This is a genomic window from Maricaulis salignorans, from assembly GCF_900103475.1.
GTDB classification, from domain to species: domain Bacteria; phylum Pseudomonadota; class Alphaproteobacteria; order Caulobacterales; family Maricaulaceae; genus Maricaulis; species Maricaulis salignorans.
Genome location: NZ_FNHG01000007.1, coordinates 1 through 21357, shown reverse-complemented (window position 1 = coordinate 21357; position 21357 = coordinate 1). Strand labels below are relative to the sequence as shown.

Sequence of the window (21357 nt, the reverse complement as noted above, 5' to 3'; positions counted from 1 at the left end):
CCTATTTGATCCGTGGCAGCTCGTTGAACTGGTGGAAAGGTGGTGGCGAGGACAGGGTCCACTCCAGCGTCGTGGCACCTTCGCCCCATGGATTGGCGTCGGCCTTGCGACGACGCAGGGCCGCCTCGATCAGCACGGCGAAGAAGAGCACCATACCCACCAGCATGATCACATAACCCCAGGACGAAACGCCGTTCCAGAAGGCGAAGCCGTCAGCGTAATCGACATAGCGGCGCGGCATGCCCTGCAGACCCAGGAAGTGCTGCGGGAAGAAGATCACATTGGCGCCCACGAAGAAGAAGGCGAATTGCAGGCGGGCCAGGATGGAGTTGTATTTCACGCCCCAGATCTTCTCGAACCAGTAGTACCAGCCGGCAAAGATCGCGAACACGGCGCCGAGTGACAGCACATAGTGGAAGTGGGCGACGACGTAATAGGTGTCGTGAAGCGAGACATCGATGCCGGCATTGGCCAGCACGACGCCGGTGACGCCACCAACGGTGAACAGGAAGATGAAACCGATGGCCCACAGCATTGGCGTGCGCAATTCCATCGAACCGCCCCACATCGTTGCGATCCAGGAGAAGATCTTGATGCCGGTCGGCACCGCGATCACCATAGTGGCCGCAACGAAATAGGCTTTCAGATCAACCGGCATACCGACGGTGAACATGTGGTGAGCCCACACGATGAAGCCGATCGCACCGATCGAGACCATGGCATAGGCCATGCCGAGATAGCCGAAGATCGGCTTCTTGGAGAAGGTCGAGACAATGTGCGAGACCATGCCGAAACCGGGCAGGATCAGGATGTAGACTTCCGGGTGTCCGAAGAACCAGAACAGGTGCTGGTACATGACCGGATCGCCGCCACCGGCGGGATCGAAGAAGGCCGTACCGAAATTGCGGTCCGTCAGCAGCATGGTCAGGGCGCCGGCAAGGACTGGCAGCGAGAGCAGAAGCAGGAAGACGGTGACCAGGATCGACCAGGCGAACAAGGGCATCTTGTGCATGGTCATGCCCGGAGCGCGCATGTTGAAAATCGTGGTGATGAAGTTGATGGCACCGAGGATGGAGCTGATACCGGCAATGTGCAGCGACAGAATCAGGAGATCCATCGCAGGGCCCGGATGACCCATCGTCGAGAGCGGCGGATACATCACCCAGCCACCGCCGAAACCATTGGCACCACCCGCACCCGGCACGAACATCGACATCAGGGCCAGCGCGAAGGAGAAGGGCAGCAGCCAGAAGGAGATGTTGTTCATGCGCGGGAAGGCCATGTCCGGCGCGCCGATCATCAGCGGCACGAACCAGTTGCCGAAACCGCCAATCATCGCCGGCATGACCATGAAGAAGATCATGATCAGGCCGTGCATCGTCGTGATGACGTTATAGCCCTGGGCATCGCCGAAGAAGCCGCCGAACGCCATGCCGTCGAAGACCTGCAAGCCGGGCTCGGCCAGCTCCCAACGGATCAGTCCGGACATTCCACCACCAATAATCCCCGCGAGAATCGCGAAGATCAGGTACATCGTTCCGATGTCCTTGTGATTGGTCGAGAAGACCCAGCGCTTCCAGTCCCACATGCTTGGGGTGTGAGCGTCGTGATTTGCGGCGTCAGCAGACATGGTTCAGCCCATTCCTAATCGAGTTGCGCCAGGCGCGTATCCCGCGCGGCTTCGTATGCGGCAATTACGGCATTCGATTCGTCCGTCCCCGGCTCAGCCGCGATCCAGGCGTCGAACACGTCCTGGGATACGACACGAACCTCGATCGGCATGAATGCATGGCCGAGACCGCACAATTCCGAGCACTGACCGTAGAAAGTGCCTTCCTCAGTGACCTGGAACCAGGACTCATTGATGCGGCCGGGAATGGCGTCGATCTTGGTCCCGAAGGCCGGCATCGCGAAGTTGTGGATCACGTCGGTCGCGGTCACCTGCAGGCGGATCACCGCGTTGATTGGCACCACCAGCGGGTAATCGACCGAGAGATTGCGGTGCTGGCCAGGCTGGAGATCCGCTTCGGGAACCATGATGGAGAGATATTCCATCGCACCCTGGTCGGGATACTCATAGGTCCAGTTCCACTGGTTTCCGGTCGCCTTGATGGTGAAATCGGCGTCAGGAATTTCTTCTTGATAATAAAGAAGCGGGAAGGAGAAGACCGAAATGGCGATCAGGATCACGACCGGCAATGCGGTCCAGACGACTTCGAGCAGCGTGTTGTGGCTGCTCTTGCTCGGGACCGGATTATTCTTCGAATTGTAGCGCCACATGCACCAGACGAGCAGGGCCATGACGAAGAGCGTGATTGGAATGATGATCCAGAGCAGCAAGGTGTGGAAGTCGCTGATCCGCTCCATGATCGGCGTCACGGCGCGCGGGAGATTCAATCCCCCGTCCGCCGGCACGTTCAGCGCCAGGGCGGAAGTGGATGCGGTGATCCAAGTGAGCACAATTGCGGTCAAGAAACGCATGGCTTCCCCATACAAGTCAGGCGTGAAGGTGAGGAAACCCTCACCGATGGCGGCGGAATATAGAGGTGGTCACCGACGCTGTCAGGTCACCAAGCACACTTTTTGTAGCGCGTTGTGCAGGGCTTGGTCCAATTTTCAGAAAAATTCAAGCCGTTCAACCGCTTACCCGGCAGGTTCAGGACTGTCATAGGCGGGCTTTCCACATGAAATCGCTATCTGATTTGCGGTTCCGGGCGGTGATGGCTGCGCGCGTGCGTCCAATCGTCTCAGTCTGACCGGGCGTGGCGCGCTTCGAATCGAGGCGGCGCTGCTATTGCTCCGGCCCGTGCTTATTCCCTCAGGGCACGCGCTGAACTATGTCTACCCTATCCGAAGAACGAGAAGTGAGGCCCATCATGTCCGACGAACCGATCTCCCAGTTCGAATTCGATGCTGACGATGTCCGGCCTGTGCTCGCCGAGGCGATGTCCGGTGCCGATGATGGCGAATTGTTTCTGGAGACCGCGGCTTCCGAATCGCTGGTCTTCGATGATGGCCGCATGAAAGCCTCCAATTTTGACACCAGCCGCGGCTTCGGCCTGCGCTGCGTGTCCGGTGAAGCCTTCGGCTATGCCCACTCCTCGGACCCGACACTGGACGCCGTCAAGCGCGCCGCCGAGACGGCCTCCGCCGTGAAGCGCGGGCCCGCCGCCATTCTTGCGCCGCCACCGGCCGGGACAAACCGCAAGCTCTATGACGCGATTGATCCGGTCGCCAATCCGGCCTTCGAGGTCAAATCCGCCCTGCTGCAGGAGATCGACGCCTATTGCCGCGCCAAGGACCCGTCCGTGGTCCAGGTCAGCGCCTCGATCGCCGGCTCGACACGCTCGATCTCCATCCTGCGCGCCGATGGCGATATGAAAACCGATATCCGCCCCCTCGTCCGGCTCAATGTCTCGGTCACGGTCGAGCGTGACGGCCGCCGCGAAACCGGCTCGGCCGGGGCCGGCGGGCGCGCTGAGTTCGATCAATGGATCGCGCCGGACGCCTGGAAAGGCCTGGCCAATGAGGCGATGCGGATTGCGCGCGTCAATCTCGACGCCATTGATATTCCCGCCGGCGTCATGGATGTCGTGCTCGGCCCTGGCTGGCCTGCCGTGCTCCTGCACGAAGCCGTCGGCCACGGGCTGGAGGGCGATTTCAACCGCAAGGGCTCCTCGGCCTTCGCCGGCCGGATGGGCGAGCGCGTTGCCTCGGCCGGGGTCACCATTGTCGATGACGGCACGATGGAAAAGCGTCGCGGCTCGCTGACCATTGATGATGAGGGCACACCGACCGAGCGCACCGTGCTGATCGAGGACGGTATTCTGGTCGGTTATATGCAGGACCGGATGAATGCGCGGCTGATGGGCCAGACGCCGACCGGCAATGGCCGTCGCCAATCCTACGCCTATCCACCCCTGCCGCGGATGACCAATACCTATATGCTGGGCGGCCAGCACAAGCCGGAGGAGATGGTGGCCAGCCTCACGGACGGCATTTACGCCGTCAATTTCGGCGGCGGCCAGGTCGACATCACATCGGGCAAATTCGTCTTCCAGTGCACCGAGGCCTATCGGGTCCGCAATGGCAAGATCGAGGCCCCCGTCAAGGGCGCAACCCTGATCGGTGACGGCCCGACGGCGCTGACCCAGATCACCATGATCGGCGATGATTTCGCGATGGATCCAGGCGTCGGCATGTGCGGCAAGGGCGGCCAGGGCGTGCCGGTCGGGGTCGGCCAGCCGAGCCTGAAAATCGCCGGACTGACCGTGGGCGGCGCTGCCTGACTGAAAAGCAATGTTGGCGCGATGCCCCTGTGACGGCAGGCGCGACGCGCCGCCGCGCGCATTTGTGTGAGTTTTATTACCAATCGTTACGTGGCCGGGTTTGCGGTCAATTGGTATCCCCGCTTCATGGTTTGGGGCAGGCGCATCTTGTGGGGACATATGCGAGATATTTGGACAACGGCAATCGCGAGCACAGCCTGTTTCGCGGCCATCGGCGCACCGGCATGGTCGGACGCTGAAACCGAGACGACTTCCAGCGAAAGCGCCGGCGTGGACAGCCAGAGCGGTCTTTCGGTATTCAGCAAGGCCTATTTCGAACCGTTCTCACCGGTCACGGCGCTGGACATGGTGCAACGTATTCCCGGCTTTTCGCTGTCCGATGGCGATACCAGCCGGCGCGGCCTGGGCGACAGTTTCGGCAATGTGCTGATCAATGGCACCCGCCCGTCCAATAAATCCCTGTCGCTGGACACGGTGCTGCAACGCATCCCGATTGCCGATGTCGAGCAACTGGAACTGATCCAGGAAGCCCTGCCGGAATACAATATGCGCGGCCATTCGCGGCTGGTGAATATCATCCTGGTCGAGGGCGCCGGCAATTCCGGCTCGTTTGACGCGCGCCTGCGGCTGTCGCCATCGGGCCGGCTGGGGCCGCGCGGGATCATCTCCTACGCCACGGTCGCAGGCCCGGTTGAATTGAGCTTCGGCCTCGATTTCGGCACGGAAGGCAACCGGATCCACCGCCGCCGCTCCCTGCACGATGCCAGCGATGCCCTGGTGGAAATCCAGCGCGACAATGACCAGCGCCATTACCGCGAGGTCGAGCCCTCCTTCTCGCTGAACTGGCAGATCGATGCCGAGTCCAGCCTTCGCTTCGACCTCCAGGGCAATGCGTGGGACTGGCGGCACAGCCAGGTCTCCTTCATCGACGCGCCGGCCGGCTCTGGCTATGTGCCGCTGCGCTATGAGCAGAATGAGGCCGGCAATCACGGCCATTCCTATCTCGGCTCGGTGAGCTATGCCCGCGAGCTCAGCGCGACCCTCTCCATCCAGACAATGGCGCTCGCCGACCGCGAGACCTGGGATGACGGTCCGGAAGCCTATGAGACCTATGATCCCGCGTCGGGCTTTCTCGGTGCCATCATCGTCGAGGCCGAGGGCGAAACCGAGGAAACGGCCCTGCGTCAGACACTCGCCTGGACCCCGGACGAGCGTCACGCTTTCGAATTTGGCGCCGAGATCGCGGTCAATGCCCGCGCGACCGGCCTGGCCCTGTTCGAGGATGATGGCGTGACCGTTACGCCCGTCGTGCTGCCGGTGGCCAATACCCGTGTCGAGGAGACGCGCAGCGAGATTTTCGTCAATCATACCTGGACGGTCAGCGAACGGCTCAGCCTGGAAAGCGGCCTGCGCTATGAATTCTCGGAAATCGTGCAGACCGGCGATTCCGAGCAGTCGCGCTCCTTCGCCTATCCCAAGCCAAGCCTGACGCTGAACTGGCGCCAGGACGACCAGAACCGGCTGCGCCTGACCGCGCAGCGCGATGTCGACCAGCTGGATTTCGGCAAATTCGCCAGCTCCGTCGATATCGCCGACAATAACGCCACCCTGGGCAATCCCGATTATGTGCCCCAGCGCACCTGGACGCTGGAGGCCGAATGGGAACGCCGCTTCGGTGATGACGGCTCCTTCTCGCTCCAGGTCGGCTATGACTGGATCGAGGATCTCGATGGCTGGGTGCCGATCACGACACCGACCGGCGTGTTCGATGCGCCGGGCAATATTGGCGACGGCACCAATCTGCGCGTCACCGCCAATCTGACCACACCACTCGATGCGATCGGCCTGACCAATGCCGTGATCGACGTGTTCGGCGAGTGGTATAATACCAATGTCGAGGATCCGCTGACCGGCCAGGACCGCGCCTTCTCCGGCACGCGCGAATGGGAACTCGGCCTCGATTACCGCCAGACTTTCCCGGCGCAGCAGCTCGCCTGGGGCTGGGATTATCACTGGGTTTCCGATGGCGAGGTCTACCGCGCCCAGGAATTCCGCCTCTATGACAATACCGATGGCGATCTCGATCTTTACATCGAGACCACCCGGTGGGGCGGCGTAACCACCCGGCTGGGCGTCGATGGCGTTCTCAATACCGGCGACAAGCGGGAGCGGGTTTTCTACGACGGCTCCAGGGCGGCCGGCCTTGTGACAGGCACCGAGTATCGCACCGGGAGCTCGGGCTCGACCTGGTATCTGCGGGTACGCGGAACCTTCTAGCCCCCGGCCTCGACCTGACAGGCGGGCCGCCACCCCGGCCCGCCTGCCCTGTTCACGTCTGCGCGAGCCAGGCCGGCAAAGTGTGGCGCGCGGCCCGGTTCACGGCTAGCGTGAACCCATCCGGACAGGAAGGCTGACTTGTATGTCTGTTCGACCGGCCACGGCACGCGGCGGGTCCGGGAGTTCGACCGCTTTGCTGCCCTGGCCCGTCTCACGATCCGAGGACACGCCGATGCCATTGAAAGAACGCCCGACCCAGCCGCCCGCGCGCTTGGACCGCCGCTCACGCCAGGCTCTGCTGACCGGCATCGCCGCCGCGCTCCTTCTCCCGGCCACCGGCCTGGCTGATCCTGTCACACTGGAACGCGCACCGAGCGGGCATTTGATGGTCGATGTCGAGATCGGCACGAACGGCCCCTACACTTTTCTGCTCGATACCGGCGCGAGCCACACGGCGATCGCCCAACCGGTCGCCGAAGCGCTCGGTTTCCAGTCGCTCTGGGAGAATTATGGCGACGTCCAGTCGTTGACGACCCGCTTCTCGGCAGAACGCTTCGCCTTGCAGGATCTGCGCTTCGCCGATCTGGCGCCGATGTCCCTCAACAGCGTCGTGATCCCGGTCGACCGCAGCCAGCCGCACCCGGTCGCGGGCCTGCTGGGTGCCGACGCCCTGCCTGCACACCGATACAGGGTCAATTTCTCCGAAGCGACGCTGACGCTCGACAGCGCCCCGCCGGACCATGCCGATGGATGGGTCTCTCCGCAAAGCCTCCTGATCGGTCAGGCCGAACTCAGGCGCGGCATGCGTGGCGTGCGGGTCCTGATCGATTCCGGCAGCGCGCGGACGCTGGTCAATGAGCGGCTGCGCAACCAGATTCAGCACCATAGCGGCGGCGTCACCTATAATATCAATGGTGTCGAAGGCCGGCTGCAAAACGAGCTGGTGGCCGAGGCCCTGCCTGTTGTGCTGCGCAATCTGCAGCTGGGCGGTCTGTGTCTCAATTCAGTCACCGCCCTGCAGGCCGATCTCGATATTTTCGAGGCGCTCGACTGGGGCCGGATGCCGGCCATGGTGATCGGCATGGACGTCCTGCAATTCGCGACCATCACCGTTGACCGCGAAGCCGGTGTATTCGAGATCAGCGCCGCGGAAACGCGTGATGCCTGCGATAATGGCCGCGCACAGGCCGAGGCACCGGACAACCGGCGCGGCCGGCGCTAATCCCCGTCCCAGGCAGAAAAAAGGCCGCGGAGCAAATCGCTCCGCGGCCTTCTTTGTCTTGTGCCGATCCAGTCCCTACGGGGCGCCGGACGAGCGATCCATCGATTGACCACCGGCTTCAGTCTCGGTTGGATGTGGCGTCATCGTGCCATCGGCATCGCCCATCATCTTCTTGATGATCGGCGAGATCAAAAGCATCACCACGGCGATCGCCATCGCGATCATACCGACCTGGGAGTAGATCTCGATATAGGTCGCCTTGGCAGCCGCCACGTCGGTCAATTGACCGCCAATGGTTTCCGCACCCGTTGATGAGGCGATGACACCGGCAAGGAAGTTGGACAGGCCCGAATACAGGAACCAGGCGCCCATCGTCATGCCGACGACCGCTGGTGGTGCCAATTTGGTCACCGCCGACAATCCGACCGGGGAGAGCATCAGCTCACCCATGGTGTGGATCCAGTAGATCAGGAAGACGAAGTAGACGGCCGTCAGGCCAGTCCCGCCGCTGACACCCATGCCACCCACCAGGGCGTAGAAGCCCAGGCCCGCCATGAACACACCCAGTGCGAACTTGACCGGTGTGGATGGATTGCGGCCGCGCTTGGCGAGCCAGATCCACAGCCAGGCAATCAGCGGTGCGAAGATGAAGATGAAAGCTGCATTGAGCCCCTGGAAGACCGGGGACGGGACCGAAACACCGAACATGGTGCGATCCACCAGACGATCAGTGAACAGGGTCAGTGACGAACCGGCCTGCTCGAACAGGGCCCAGAACGGGATCTGTGCCAGCACGAAATAGATCGCCGCAAACATCTTGCCTTGTTCCGAACCCTTGGTTTTCAGCAGCGCGTAACCGACCAGTACGACGAACATGATCACGCCCAGCGGGCCGAGAATGCCGCCCATATATTCCGGGTTCATCACGGCGAGCATGGCAACGCCGATAATGCCCAGGCCGGCCAGATAACAGGCCATCTCGACATTGATCGGTCCGAACACTTTTTCCTTGAGCTTTTCAGGATTTGGCGGCTCTGCGCGGCCACCCAGCCAGCTCTGGAAGAAGAGGAAGGTGAACAGGCCGAGCAACATGCCGATACCGGCAAGGCCGAAGCCCCAGGCCCAGCCATAGACGATCCCGATAATGCCGACGGTGACCGACGATAGGAAGGCGCCCATATTGATGCCCATATAGAACAGGGTGAAGCCGGAATCGCGCCGTGTATCGCCGAGCCCGTAGAGCGCGCCGACAATGGTGGAGATATTGGCTTTCAGGAAGCCGACGCCGGCGATGATCAGGGCCAGGGCGAAGTAGAGGATATTGACGTAGAGCGGATCCTGCTCGACACGGGTCATATCGCTGGAGAATGGCAGCTCTGCAGGCAGGCCAACCGCGTCCGGATCAGCGATGACAAGGCGGGTGCCTTCATCCTCGAACGTGATCAGGGACTGGCCCGTCTCGGAAACGATCAGCTGATTGGCATCGCCGCCGCGGCCATCGAGCGTGAACTCGTAGGCGGCGCCGTCATAGGTGAAGATCTCGCGCGAGCCTTCGCCTTCAAACGCCATCATCCCATGGCCGAAGACCAGAAGAATGGCGCCGAATGTGACCGCCTTTCGCTGCCCGAGATATCGGTCAGCGAGCGTGCCGCCAATGATCGTCATGACATAGACCAGCGCCGTATAGGCACCATAGATCAGGGTCGAACGTTCGTCAGAGAACAGGAAATGCTGAGTCAGGTAAATAACCAGCAGGCCACGCATCCCGTAATAGGAAAAGCGCTCCCACATCTCGGTCATAAACAGAATCGCCAACCCTTTCGGGTGACCAAAGAATGACGTGTCCGCAGACCCCGTCGACGGCGTGGCATTGGTATCAGTCACGCAAACCTCCCCTTTTCCCGCTTGATGCGGGTCAAAATATTGCCGCAATTGACCACGGCAAAGGGGAAGGCTCAAGTCTCAGTTGCCGCTTGCGTCATTCATCTAGATTACAAATCTACGTGAAGGCGGCAAAAACCTAGTAGGCGCACTCGGTGAAGACCGGTTCGATCGAAGCTTTCCACTCCCCCTTGAAACGCTCGATCAGCTGATCCGCGCGGGTTACGCCGGAGGCGGCGATCTCGTCGAGATCATCGAGGAAGTGGGCTTCGTTCTCGCCGTAATTATTCAGGCGCGCCCGGGCATTGAGACCGGCGCGGGAAATCGCCAGGACTTCCTTCGCCAGATCCTGCATCGAACGGTCGCCATCATAGCCCGCGCGCATGCCGTGAACGGCGGCGGCCAGGCGCATGCCGTCGCGCTGATCGGCGCTCCAGCCCTTGACCAGATCCCAGGCGGCATCCAGCGCCGTGTCATCATACAGGAGCCCGACCCAGAAGGCCGGCAGGGCGCAGAGCGTATTCCATGGGCCGCTATCGGCCCCGCGCATTTCCAGGAAAGTCTTCAGGCGCACTTCCGGGAACATGGTGCCGATATGGTCTTCCCAATCGCTGATCACCGGCTTTTCGCCCGGCAGGGCCGGCAAGCGGCCATCGAGGAAGTCACGGAAGCTCTGGCCGGTCGCGTCGAGATATTGACCACCACGCTTGACGAAATACATCGGCACATCGAGCACCCAGTCGACATAGCGCTGAAAGCTCATGCCTTCGTCGAACACGAAGGGCAGCATGCCGGTGCGATGATTGTCGGTGTCGGTCCAGACATGGCCGCGATAGGAGAGATAGCCGTTGAGCGCGCCATCCTTGAACGGCGAATTGGCAAACAGCGCCGTCGCCAGCGGCTGCAGCGCCAGCGAGACGCGGAATTTCTTGATCATGTCGGCTTCGCTCGAGAAGTCGAGATTGGTCTGGACGGTGCAGGAGCGGAACATCATCTGATGCCCCATCGTGCCGACCTTGGGCATATAGGCCTTCATCAGCCCGTAGCGGGCCTTGGGCATCATCGGCGTTTCGTCCAGTGACCATTTCGGCGAAAAGCCGAGGCCAAGAAAACCGGCACCGATTTCATCGGCGACTTCGCGCACTTCGGTCAGGTGGAGATTCACTTCGGCGCAGGTCTGGTGGACCGTTTCCAGCGGCGCGCCTGATAATTCGAACTGGCCACCGGGCTCCAGCGTGATGGAAGCGGAATCGCGCTTGAGCGCCACCAGCTTGTCGTCTTCCTCGACGCGCTCCCAGCCGAAGCGGATCAGGCCCTCGAGCATTTTCTTCACGCTCGGCCCGTCGCCGGCATAGGGAATGGGCGTGTGATCCTTCAGGGCGAAGCCGAATTTTTCGTGCTCGGTACCGATGCGGAAGGTCTCGCGCGGCTTGCAGCCGGCGGCGAGATAGGCGGCCAGCTGGTCGCTATGTTCGATGGGAGCACCTTCGCCGCCCTGATTATACGTGCCGCTCATCCCAAGGCCCCCGATCGCAAAACAATCTGCGTGAAACAATTCAGGTTTCAAATATGGAGGTGAGAGGCAGAGAACAAGGGCGAGGGTCTGCGTTTCACGCGGACGTGACGATCAGCCCCAGTCGCCGCGCACAGCCTGCCACAGGGAGAGCGCCGCGATAACCGCTGTCTCGGCACGCAAAATGCGCGGCCCCAGCGAAACAGCGCGAACGAAATCGAGCTGGCGCAAACGGGTGCGTTCTTCCGGCGCAAACCCGCCCTCGGGCCCGATCATCAGGGCTGCAGGACCTGCCGGGTCGGCCCGCAATACATCCAGCATCGGCCCGGCGCGGCCGGCATTCCCGCCCCAGGGCTCGCCATCATCATCGCCAGCCTCATCGCAATAATACAGAATGCGCGCCGGATCCCAGCCATCGAGCACGCGCTCAAGCCGTTCAATCGGCACGATTTCCGGCAGGTCGAGGCGTTCGGTCTGCTCGGCCGCTTCCTTGGCGATAATGTGGAAGCGTTCCGGCTTGCTGCGGTCGGCCTGGGTGCGGCGCGTGGTGACGGGATGGATTTCGCGCACACCCAGCTCGGTGGCCTTCTCGACAATCAGATCGGTCTTCTGCCGTTTGACCGGTGCAAAGAGCAGCCACAGATCCGGCACGCTGGTTTGCGCCCGGGTCTGGGCGACCAGTTCGAGGATGGCGCCCTTGCGATGCGGGTCCGCGATCCGGGCCGTCCATTCGCCATCACGGCCATTGAACAGGCGCACACCATCGCCCTCGCCGCGCCGCATCACATTGAGGATGTAATGCGTATCCTCCCGGCTCAGGGCGAGACGGGCTGCGGCAGCGAAGGGCGAATCGAGGAAGAGGCGTGGATCGGTCGACATGCCCTTGGCTTTGGCGGCACTGCGTCTTGCCGTCAAGCCTGCCTTGAATTGGCCGTCCGGCTTTGTCACACCTTTGCGGATGCAATTGAATTTCGATCGGCGAGTCGCAGACTCCCTTCCAAGCAGTTGGGTAGATACAGCGCCGGCGGCGCTGCGCCCCTATCTGCGCCTGGCGCGCTATGACCGTCCGATCGGCTTCTGGCTGCTCGGCCTGCCTTGCTGGCACGGCCTGATGCTGGCGCGGATCGGCCAGGGGCTGGGCTGGATCGATCTCTGGTATGCGGTGCTGTTCGCGATCGGCGCGGTGGCAATGCGCGGCGCCGGCTGCACCTATAATGATATCGTCGACCGCGATCTCGATGCCCGCATTGCCCGCACCGCCAACCGGCCCCTGCCGGCCGCGACGGTGACACTGAAACAGGCCTGGCTCTTCGTCGCCGCCCAGGCGGCCGTCGGTCTGCTCGTGCTCGTGCAATTCCCGCTACCGGCGATCGGGGTCGGGCTCGCCGCCCTGCTGCTGGTGGCGGCCTACCCTTTCATGAAGCGCATCACCTGGTGGCCGCAGGCCTGGCTGGGCCTGACCTTCAACTGGGGTATTCCCGTCGCCTATATCGCTGCGACGGGGCAGATCGATTTCACCGTGCTGGTCCTCTATGCCGCGGCGGTGTGCTGGACGCTCGGCTATGACACCATCTATGCGCACCAGGATGTCGAAGATGACGCCCTGGTCGGGGTCAAATCCACCGCCCGCCTGTTCGGCGATAATTCGCAGCTCTGGGTCGCCGGCTTCTACGGTGTCAATGCCGTGCTCGTCGGCCTCGCGATCTGGCTCAGTGCGGCAACGCCCTGGGTGGTGATCCCTTACACGCTCTATACAGCGCACCTGTTCAACCAGGTCCGTCTGCTCGATATCGAGAATGGCGACCAATGCCTGGCGATCTTCAAGTCCAACCGGACGGCCGGGCTTTTGCTGGTCGCGACCTTCGCCCTCGCCGCCCTGCTCTGAATGGACCCGATGAGCGAGAGCCTCGACCCCGTCGCCTTCGTTCGTGCCCATACGGCCCTGATGGCGCCGCCCCTGGTCCCGGAAATCCAGCTCCACCTGGCGGTCGAGACCGTGGCGATCTGGGAACAGACCGAAGAGGCTCTGGGCGCGATGGGCCTGCCGCCGCCCTTCTGGGCCTTCGCCTGGGCCGGTGGCCAGGCGCTGGCGCGTTATTGCCTCGACAATCCGCAAATCGTGACCGGCCAGCGCGTGCTCGACTTTGCCGCCGGCGGCGCGGTCTCAGGCATTGCCGCGATGCAGGCCGGCGCTGCGTCAGTCCTGGCCTGCGAACTCGACACATTCGCCATCGCCGCCATCGAGGCCAATGCCGCCGCCAATGCCGTCACGCTGGAAACCCGGCTCGGCGACCTGGTCGGCACAGATGAGGGCTGGGATGTCGTGCTCGCCGGCGATGTCTTCTATGAGGACGCTCCGGCGCGGCTGATCGGTGGCTGGTTGCAGGACCTGGCACGGCGCGGCGCCACTGTCTTGATCGGCGATCCCGGACGCTCCTTCCTGCCCCAGGACCGGCTGGACAAGCTGGCCGAATATACCGTCCCGGTGACCCGCGATCTGGAAGACCGGGAAGTGCGTTATGCCAAGGTCTGGAAATTCCGGTGATGGCCCTCCCCTGCCGGCCAGAATCAATTCAGTTTCAATTCCATGGCTCGTATCCGCGCCGTTGACCGGCGGCTCTTCCTCCTGATCGAAATCGCCGCCCGGCGTCTCAACCGGGATGCCGATGCGCGCCTCAAGGCCGAGGCCGGCGTCACCTCGGCCCAGGCCGCCGTGCTCTTCCTGCTGGCGCGTCGCGGCGAACGTCGCATGGGCGAGATCGGCGACACTTTATCACTCAACCCGCCTGCCGTGACGGGTCTGGTCAGCCGTATGGAAGCGCTCGGCCTGGTCAGGAAGACGGCCTCCAAGACCGATGGCCGCTCTGCCGTGGTTTCGCTGACCGAGAAGGGCCGCGCCCTGGGCGATGCCGCCGACATCAGTCTGCGTGGCCTCAATACCGAGCTGGAAACCCGGCTCGGCGAAGACGATAGCGACACACTGCACCGCGTCCTCACCCGGCTCGCCACAGAAGCCTGATTGCCTGACCTGCTTGACGTATAGGTAAGCGCAAAAGCGTTGGCCAAGCGGCGGCGCAATGCTCTAGGCTGCGCCAAAATCAAATGGGAGACTGCGATGAGCGAGCTGGTTCTGGTCGAGGATGCCGCGGGTATCCGCACGATACGCTTCAACCGCCCCGAGAAGAAAAACGCCCTGACACGGCCGATGTATACGGCTGCAGCCGAAGCGCTGGAGAGCGGCGATGCCGACCCGGCTATCCGGGTTTTCATCATCGCCGGTGCCGGCGGCATCTTCACCGCCGGCAATGATCTGGTCGATTTCATGCAGGCGCCGCCGCATGTCGGCGGCGGTGAAACCCCGCCGGTCGAGCATTTCATGCGCGCCCTGCTGCACGCGAAAAAGCCCGTGATCGCCGCCGTCGATGGTCTCGCCATCGGGATTGGCGTGACGATGCTGATGCATTGCGACCTCGTCTATGCCTCGCCGCGCGCCAGCTTCAAGACCCCCTTCGTCGATCTCGCCCTGGCACCGGAATACGGTTCCAGCCAGGTGATGCCGCGCATGTTCGGTCATGTCATCGCCGCTGACCTCCTGCTGCTCGGCTCGACCTGGGATGCCGACAAGGCCGCCCGCCACGGGCTGATCAATGATGTCGCCGATGATGTCGAGGCCCTGGCCCGCGCCAGCGCCGCCAATCTCGCCGCCAAGGCACCGGGATCGTTGCGTGCCGCCAAGGAATTGATGCGGCGTCCGTCCGAGGGCATCCAGGACCGCATCACCCTGGAAGGCGGCATGTTCGCCGAATTGCTGCGCTCGGAAGAATTCTCCGAAGCGGCGACCGCCTTCATGGAACGCCGCAAGCCGGATTTCTCGAAATTCGGCTAGACTGAACGCATCGGGGATTTGGGGGAGAGCAGACATGTTACGCATCATACTCGGCGCCGGCGGCGCAGTCCTGACAGCGGCCGTGGTGGCGCTCAACCTGTCACCCATCGGCCAGATCTACCTGCCTTCCGCGACCGGTATTGTCGCCAAGCAGATGTGCTCGCTGACCTGGGTCTCCGGCCTCGAGCCCGACCAGGCCAGATCGCTCTATCTCGACCCCTTGCTCGGCGATGCCGCCGGCGCGCTGAGCTATTCGATGGATGAGGAGAATCGCGAGGTCAGCGCCTCCCTGCTCGGCCTGTTCTGGACCCAGCGCGCCGTCTGGCGTGACGGACTCGGCTGTACGCTGGTGCATGGCGGCCATGGCTTTGACCCGGCATTGACGGTTCCGGTCGCCCGCGATTTCCAGCCGATGCCGCTCGACACCGCCCACCGCGATGCCTGGTTCGACACCGCAGCGCTCGACGCGGCGATGGCGAGCGCCTTTGACGGGACGCAGGCGGACGGGAGCCATACGCTGGGTGTCGCCATCCTGCATCAGGGCCGCCTCGTGGCCGAACACTACGCCCCCGGCGCCAGCGCCGAGACCCGCTTTCACGGCTGGTCGATGACCAAGAGCGTGATCGCGACACTGGCCGGCAGCCTGGCCCAGGACGGCGCGCTTGATATCAGGGCCGAGGGCGAAATCCCGGCCCTGGCCGCGGTCGGCGATCCACGCCTTGACGCGATCACGATCGAGGCCCTGCTGCGCATGACCGGCGGGCTGGCGATTGCCGAGCTCAATAACGGCACCGACCCCAATTCGCAGATGCTCTTCACCCAGTGGGACATGCCGCATTTCGCCGCCACGCGGCAGCGCCTCCACGCGCCCGGCGAGCATTGGCAATATATGAGCGGCAATACCATCCTGGCCTCCGACGCGCTGCAGCGCCGGCTCGGTGACAGCCTGCCCGAACAGGTCGCCGCCTTGCGGGCGCGCATTTTCGAGCCGCTGGACATCTATTCCGCGATCATGGAGCCGGGCGAGAACGGGGTCTTCCAGGGCTCGTCCTACATGTATGCCACGGCCCAGGACTGGGCGCGCCTGTGCCAGCTCTATCTCGACAACGGCGTCGCCAATGGCACACGCATCCTGCCGGAAGACTGGTATTCCATCGTCGCCGAACCGACCCCGAATTCGGGGGGTGGCTATGGCATGGGCTTCTGGCTGCCGACCGAAGCAACCGGCCTGCCGCCGGAAACCATCATGATGAGCGGTTTCCAGGGCCAGTGGGGCTATGTCATGCCCGAACAGCAGCTGGTGATTGTCCGCTTTGGCGCCACGATCGGTGTCAGTTCGCGCTCAGGCCGGCTGGCACGCGAAGTCGTCGCCGCGCTGCAACCCCCCGCCGGCACAACGGCCGGCTAGGCTCGGACGGCGCAGACCAGGGGCGGCGATTCCGCAACCAGACCTGTGGCGATGACGGTGCGGACGTGAGTCCGCACCTCACCGGCGGTCGGGACATTACTGCGGAGGTTTCGAAGCAGGGAATGATTGGCCGGGCCGCGGCGCGGTGTGGCGACCGACCAGGTCTCATAGCTGCGTTTCAACAAGGGCACGAATTCGAGACGTTGCGGGTCGGCGTGGCGCGGATCCTTGATGATGTGCTGCCAGAAGTCTTCCAGGGCATCACGGCGCCCCTCCAGCACTTCCATGAACCAGCCAGAATCCCAGATCAGACCGCCCGTCATATGGCGATCCGTACTCGCTTTCATGCAACAGGCCAGCAGCGAGCCCAGATCGCCGTTAAGCGCGCCCACACCGAGATCAACCCGGGCCTTCGAGACCATCACTGCCCTGTGCAACATCGTGTTTTTTGCCTGTATGAATTCCGTTCGCCGCTGAGTAGCGACAAGCCTTGAACGCTTTGTCTCCGGAAAATCGACAATTTCAGTCAAACACCATTAAAAACAGAGAGAAACCGGGCAATGGCGGGGCATGCCGGCGGGCAAATGCGCGGCCCTGTTCGGTTTTTTCCGTTTTGTGCGGCTGGTGTTGCGACGCATCGCACACTGGCATTTTGCGCAGCGAAGTTGCAGTTTCGAGGCCCGGTGCAAGCGAGACCCCGACATGGCCTATAAATCCCTGCGCGACTTCATCGACCAGCTCGAGCGTGACGGCGATCTGGTCCGCATCACGACACAGGTCTCGACCGATCTGGAAATCACCGAAATCCACAAGCGCACCCTGCATGCCGGCGGACCGGCCCTGCTGTTCGAGAATGTCGTCAATGAGCACGGCGTCAAAAGCGGGATGCCGGTTCTGGTCAATCTGTTCGGCACGGTGCGCCGCGTCGCCCAGGCGGTGACGCTGGGCGGCCAGCCGCGCTCGACGGCCGGCGAGTTGCGCGAAGTGGGCGAGCTGCTCGCCTTCCTGCGCCAGCCGGAACCGCCGCGCGGGCTCAAGGACGCGATGGACATGCTGCCGCTGGCCAAGACGGTGATGTCGATGCGGCCAAAGACGGTGAAGCGCGCCCCCTGCCAGGACATCGTACTGACCGGCGACGAGATCGATCTCGACCGCCTGCCGATCCAGACCTGCTGGCCGGGTGAGCCGGCCCCGCTGATCACCTGGCCGCTGGTCGTCACCAAGGGCCCGTCGAACGACAAGCAGGACGACTTCAATCTCGGCATTTACCGCATGCAGAAGCTGGGCAAGGACAAGACGCTGATGCGCTGGCTCAAGCATCGCGGCGGGGCGCAGCATTTCCAGCGCTGGAAAGACAAGAAACCTGATCCCCTGCCCTGCGCCGTCGTGCTCGGCGCCGATCCCGGCACCATACTCGCCGCCGTCACCCCGATCCCCGACACGCTGTCGGAATACCAGTTCGCCGGAATCCTGCGCGGGCAGAAGGTCGAGCTGGTCGACTGCAAGACCGTGCCGCTGAAAGTCCCCGCCGAAGCCGAGATCGTGCTCGAGGGCCATGTCATGCTCGACGAGTATGGCCCGGAAGGCCCCTATGGCGACCACACCGGCTATTATAATTCCGTCGAGCATTTCCCGGTCTTCCGGATCAGCGCCATCACCATGCGCCAGGATCCGATCTATCTGTCGACCTATACCGGCCGTCCGCCGGACGAGCCCTCCGTGCTCGGCGAAGCCCTCAATGAGGTCTTCATCCCGCTGCTGCAGCAGCAATATCCGGAAATCCTCGACTTCTGGCTGCCGCCCGAGGGCTGCTCCTACCGCATCGCCGTCATCAAGATGAAGAAGGCCTATGCCGGCCATGCCAAGCGCGTGATGATGGGCGCCTGGTCCTTCCTGCGCCAGTTCATGTACACCAAATGGATCATCGTCGTGGACGAGGATATCGATCCGCGCGACTGGAAAGACGTGATGTGGGCCGTCTCCACCCGCATGGACCCGGCCCGCGACATCGTCACCGTCGAAAACACCCCGATCGACTATCTGGATTTTGCCTCGCCGGTCTCAGGGCTCGGCAGCAAGATCGGGCTCGATGCGACCAACAAGATGGGCCATGAGACGAGCCGCGAGTGGGGCGAGAAGCTGGATATGGATGAGACGACGAAGGCGCGGGTGGACGCGATGTGGGGGGAGTTGGGGTTGGAAGCCTAGGCGATACCGTTCAACTAAAACTTGCACTTCACCACTCCGTTCCTAATATCGCTGTATGGAATCTGATTTTGAATTGAGGATCGAATTCGATCCCACATCGGCATCGGCCACAAATGTATTGTCTGCGCTCACTTCGGTGACCGCCTCATTTGAGCATTTGGACGCATACATATCAGGGACGCTAAACGGACCGTTGGCGTTGACTTTGACGATTGACCGCGTCGAGCAAGGCTCAATAAGGCTTTTTCTCAAAAACGCTCTATCGAGCACCAATGACGATGCCATCCGCGACAAAGGGTTGTCTGCAATTTGGCGTGAGGCTTTGGTCGAATTCAAATGGCTCGCATTGAAATTTCTCTCTGAAGAAGGGTATTCGAAGCGCGACCTTCTGGCCGATGCTGAGAAAGTAGCCGCCCCCCTTTCCGCTCGGCTCGTCGATGGTCTGCCTGATGATTTTGTTCCGAATTTTGGCACCCAGGTTAGGCGGCTTGCGACAACGGCCAGACAAATCGAAGGCACAGCCAAATTAATTGCTGTCCGGGACGGGGGGCAGCTTCCGATAGTTCCTTCTGTAGATTTTGACCAACGGGCTGGTGAGCCGGATCCATCCGTCGCTCCCGACACCGAACAGGTGCGATCCCAGTGGCGCCTCGTGATAAAGAAACCCGATCTAATTGGTCGTTCCCAATGGGAGTTCAGACTAGGTCGCCGCCCAATTTTCGCGGCTGTCCGGGATCGACAGTGGCTCAGCCGATTTCACGCTGGCGAGATTGTGTTACGGCCGGGGGACATGTTGGATTGTGTCGCCGAGAGTACGATTTTCAAAGAAAATGGAGTCACGATTGATGAGAAACACGAAATCATCCAAGTGATTTCAATAAAGCACACCTCCCCCGACAGCATCCAAGACATGCTCATCGAGTAGCCAATTCTAGTCCGTTGCGGTCGTCAGCTCGCACTGTAGCGGCTCACGGATTCCGGGGGGGGAGAAACGGAGTGTCGACAACACACACCACAAATGCCGCATCGCCATCGCACCCGGCATAGGGCAAAATGGCCGCATCCCCGTTGAGGAGCCCCGCGGACGTAGAGGGACGTGTACCTCTGGTACGCGTCCCGGGGAAAACGGGAGTCCTCCCTGGGGACAGGTACCCGAGGTACCTGTCCCTCGCCGCCGCGCCCCCTCCTCGCCGAACACAAAAACCGTTATCAGCCCGGCACACACCACAAATGCCGCATCGCCATCGCTCCCGGCATAGGGCAAAACGGCCGCATCCCCGTTGAGGAGCCCCGCCATGCCCCCGATCAAGATCACCTATTATTCCGACCTCCTCTGCGTCTGGGCCTGGATCGGGCAGCGGCGGCTGGACCAGCTGGCGAGCGATTTCGGTACCAAAATCGAGATCGAGACGCATTTCTGTTCCGTGTTTGCCGATGCCTGGGGCAAGATTGAGGGCGGCAAGGGGTTTGACGGGTTCAATGCGCATTTGCGCGAGGTGACGACGCCATTTCCCCATGTCGAGCTACACCCACGCGTCTGGCTCGATGCGCGGCCGCGCTCTTCGGCCAGCGCGCATCTCTTCATCAAGGCGATTGAACTGATCGAAGCCGAGGATGGCGAGGCACTGGCCTGGACGGATCGCGCGTCGACCAGGGCCGCCTGGGCGCTGCGCTGCGCCTTCTTCCAGCACGGGCGCGACATATCCAGCTATGAGATCCAGTGCGAATTTGCCGATGAATTCGGCGTTGCGCGCGCCCGCATCGAGGAGAAGCTGTGCTCCTCCGAAGCGATCACCGCCCTGCTGCGCGATTACCAGATCTGCAATGATCACGGCATCAAGGGCAGCCCGACCTTCGTCATGAATGAAGGCCGCCAGCGCCTGTTCGGCAATGTCGGCTACCGGCTGATCGAAGCCAATGTGCTCGAATTGCTGCGCAATCCGCCAACCGATCAGGCGAGCTGGTGCTGAAACGAAATCGCGAGGCCGTCACCAGCTCCGCCCCGGACTGAAGTCCGGCGCTCCTCTTCCATCAAGGAAGAGGAGGGAGTTTGATCTGACCGGCTTCGATTATCGCCCTCCTCTTCCTTGATGGAAGAGGTAGCCGCGAAGCGGTCGGAGCTGGTGAGGATGACGGTGGGGTGGGGCGTTTGGTGCGGGTGATTATTCGGCGCTGACCTGGCTTATCCAGCACCAAGCATACAAATCATCCTCATCCCAGCGAAGGCTGGGACCCAGATTCGCGCGCCGACATCTCATTGATTTGGCGCCTGTTTCCGACCCTTTTTGCTCTACGAACCGGGTCCCAGCCTTCGCTGGGATGACGATCTATGACCCAAATTATCCCCACCCCCGCAGCCTGCGCTTATGCTCAACCCGTTCCGGTCGCACGGGAGGCACGAGCTCAGTCAGTCGCGGCGAACGGGAGCGTGCAGCCTGTCCGGGCGAAGGGGTGACAACCTGAGCACTGGCAGGGCGTCCATTAAGGTCTGACGGCACTAAACGACCGACCCGAATACCTTTTTGGATTGGAAACGGCGGTGGAGACGCCACGGGAAAACTGCACGTGCGGGACGTCACGAATGTCACGCTAATAAAATTACCGGTTACCGGCATTCGCCGGCGTCCCGCACCCTCCCACTCCGGGAGGAACCCCGCAAACCTCCAGCCGCTC

17 protein-coding genes are annotated in these 21357 nt (G+C 62.3%); 11 read left to right on the top strand and 6 right to left on the bottom strand.

The window, feature by feature from the left end; all coding sequences use genetic code 11:
• Position 1 precedes the first annotated feature (1 nt).
• Positions 2–1630: a cytochrome c oxidase subunit I gene (gene ctaD / locus BLT42_RS07275; RefSeq protein WP_091769110.1), complete on the bottom strand. Its 1629-nt coding sequence runs from the start codon at positions 1628–1630 to the stop codon at positions 2–4.
• Between the two features lie 14 nt (positions 1631–1644).
• Positions 1645–2481 (bottom strand): cytochrome c oxidase subunit II, encoded by an 837-nt coding sequence (coxB, locus tag BLT42_RS07270; RefSeq protein ID WP_091769106.1) that lies wholly within the window; start codon positions 2479–2481, stop codon positions 1645–1647.
• Positions 2482–2876: 395 nt separating this feature from the next.
• Here coxB and tldD point away from each other — a divergent pair, with 395 nt between their 5' ends.
• The 3 genes from tldD (at position 2877) to BLT42_RS07255 (ending at position 7788) form a co-directional block, all read left to right on the top strand.
• On the top strand, positions 2877–4289 hold the full coding sequence (gene tldD, locus BLT42_RS07265; protein ID WP_091769103.1) for a metalloprotease TldD: 1413 nt from the start codon (positions 2877–2879) through the stop codon (positions 4287–4289).
• 159 nt (positions 4290–4448) lie between these two features.
• Complete coding sequence (locus tag BLT42_RS07260) at positions 4449–6566, top strand: TonB-dependent receptor plug domain-containing protein (RefSeq protein ID WP_176780290.1); 2118 nt, start codon at positions 4449–4451, stop codon at positions 6564–6566.
• A 232-nt stretch (positions 6567–6798) separates the two neighbouring features.
• Complete coding sequence (locus BLT42_RS07255) at positions 6799–7788, top strand: aspartyl protease family protein (RefSeq protein WP_176780289.1); 990 nt, start codon at positions 6799–6801, stop codon at positions 7786–7788.
• Between the two features lie 75 nt (positions 7789–7863).
• Here BLT42_RS07255 and BLT42_RS07250 read toward each other — a convergent pair whose 3' ends face one another.
• The 3 genes from BLT42_RS07250 to BLT42_RS07240 all read right to left on the bottom strand — a co-directional run bounded on the left by BLT42_RS07250 (position 7864) and on the right by BLT42_RS07240 (position 12061).
• Positions 7864–9672 carry a peptide MFS transporter gene (locus BLT42_RS07250; RefSeq protein ID WP_233342374.1) on the bottom strand — a complete coding sequence of 603 codons (1809 nt, stop codon included), beginning with the start codon at positions 9670–9672 and terminating at the stop codon, positions 7864–7866.
• Between the two features lie 136 nt (positions 9673–9808).
• Entirely contained in the window at positions 9809–11185 is a 1377-nt protein-coding gene (locus BLT42_RS07245) for a glutamate--cysteine ligase (RefSeq protein WP_091769094.1), read from the bottom strand.
• A gap of 111 nt (positions 11186–11296) precedes the next feature.
• Complete coding sequence (locus BLT42_RS07240) at positions 11297–12061, bottom strand: 16S rRNA (uracil(1498)-N(3))-methyltransferase (RefSeq protein WP_091769379.1); 765 nt, start codon at positions 12059–12061, stop codon at positions 11297–11299.
• A gap of 79 nt (positions 12062–12140) precedes the next feature.
• Between BLT42_RS07240 and ubiA the strand changes: the two genes are divergently transcribed.
• The 5 genes from ubiA (at position 12141) to BLT42_RS07215 (ending at position 16476) form a co-directional block, all read left to right on the top strand.
• Entirely contained in the window at positions 12141–13067 is a 927-nt protein-coding gene (gene ubiA / locus BLT42_RS07235) for a 4-hydroxybenzoate octaprenyltransferase (protein WP_091769089.1), read from the top strand.
• Positions 13068–13076: 9 nt separating this feature from the next.
• Positions 13077–13727: a class I SAM-dependent methyltransferase gene (locus BLT42_RS07230; protein WP_091769377.1), complete on the top strand. Its 651-nt coding sequence runs from the start codon at positions 13077–13079 to the stop codon at positions 13725–13727.
• Between the two features lie 42 nt (positions 13728–13769).
• Positions 13770–14201, top strand: a complete 432-nt coding sequence (locus BLT42_RS07225; protein WP_091769086.1) for a MarR family winged helix-turn-helix transcriptional regulator — start codon at positions 13770–13772, stop codon at positions 14199–14201.
• 96 nt (positions 14202–14297) lie between these two features.
• On the top strand, positions 14298–15068 hold the full coding sequence (locus tag BLT42_RS07220) for an enoyl-CoA hydratase (protein WP_091769083.1): 771 nt from the start codon (positions 14298–14300) through the stop codon (positions 15066–15068).
• Between the two features lie 34 nt (positions 15069–15102).
• A complete protein-coding gene (locus BLT42_RS07215; RefSeq protein WP_091769080.1) occupies positions 15103–16476 on the top strand; it encodes a serine hydrolase domain-containing protein in 1374 nt (457 codons plus the stop codon).
• Here BLT42_RS07215 and BLT42_RS07210 read toward each other — a convergent pair.
• Positions 16473–16916 (bottom strand): BLUF domain-containing protein, encoded by a 444-nt coding sequence (locus BLT42_RS07210; RefSeq protein WP_091769077.1) that lies wholly within the window; start codon positions 16914–16916, stop codon positions 16473–16475. The two genes, BLT42_RS07215 and BLT42_RS07210, sit on opposite strands and share 4 nt — an antisense overlap.
• 262 nt (positions 16917–17178) lie before the next feature.
• Here BLT42_RS07210 and BLT42_RS07205 point away from each other — a divergent pair, with 262 nt between their 5' ends.
• The 3 genes from BLT42_RS07205 to BLT42_RS07195 all read left to right on the top strand — a co-directional run bounded on the left by BLT42_RS07205 (position 17179) and on the right by BLT42_RS07195 (position 20654).
• Positions 17179–18684, top strand: coding sequence for a UbiD family decarboxylase (locus BLT42_RS07205; protein WP_091769374.1), 1506 nt, complete (start codon positions 17179–17181; stop codon positions 18682–18684).
• Positions 18685–18739: 55 nt separating this feature from the next.
• Positions 18740–19609 (top strand): hypothetical protein, encoded by an 870-nt coding sequence (locus BLT42_RS07200; RefSeq protein WP_143024075.1) that lies wholly within the window; start codon positions 18740–18742, stop codon positions 19607–19609.
• A gap of 370 nt (positions 19610–19979) precedes the next feature.
• Positions 19980–20654 carry a DsbA family oxidoreductase gene (locus BLT42_RS07195; protein WP_091769072.1) on the top strand — a complete coding sequence of 225 codons (675 nt, stop codon included), beginning with the start codon at positions 19980–19982 and terminating at the stop codon, positions 20652–20654.
• Positions 20655–21357 lie beyond the last annotated feature (703 nt).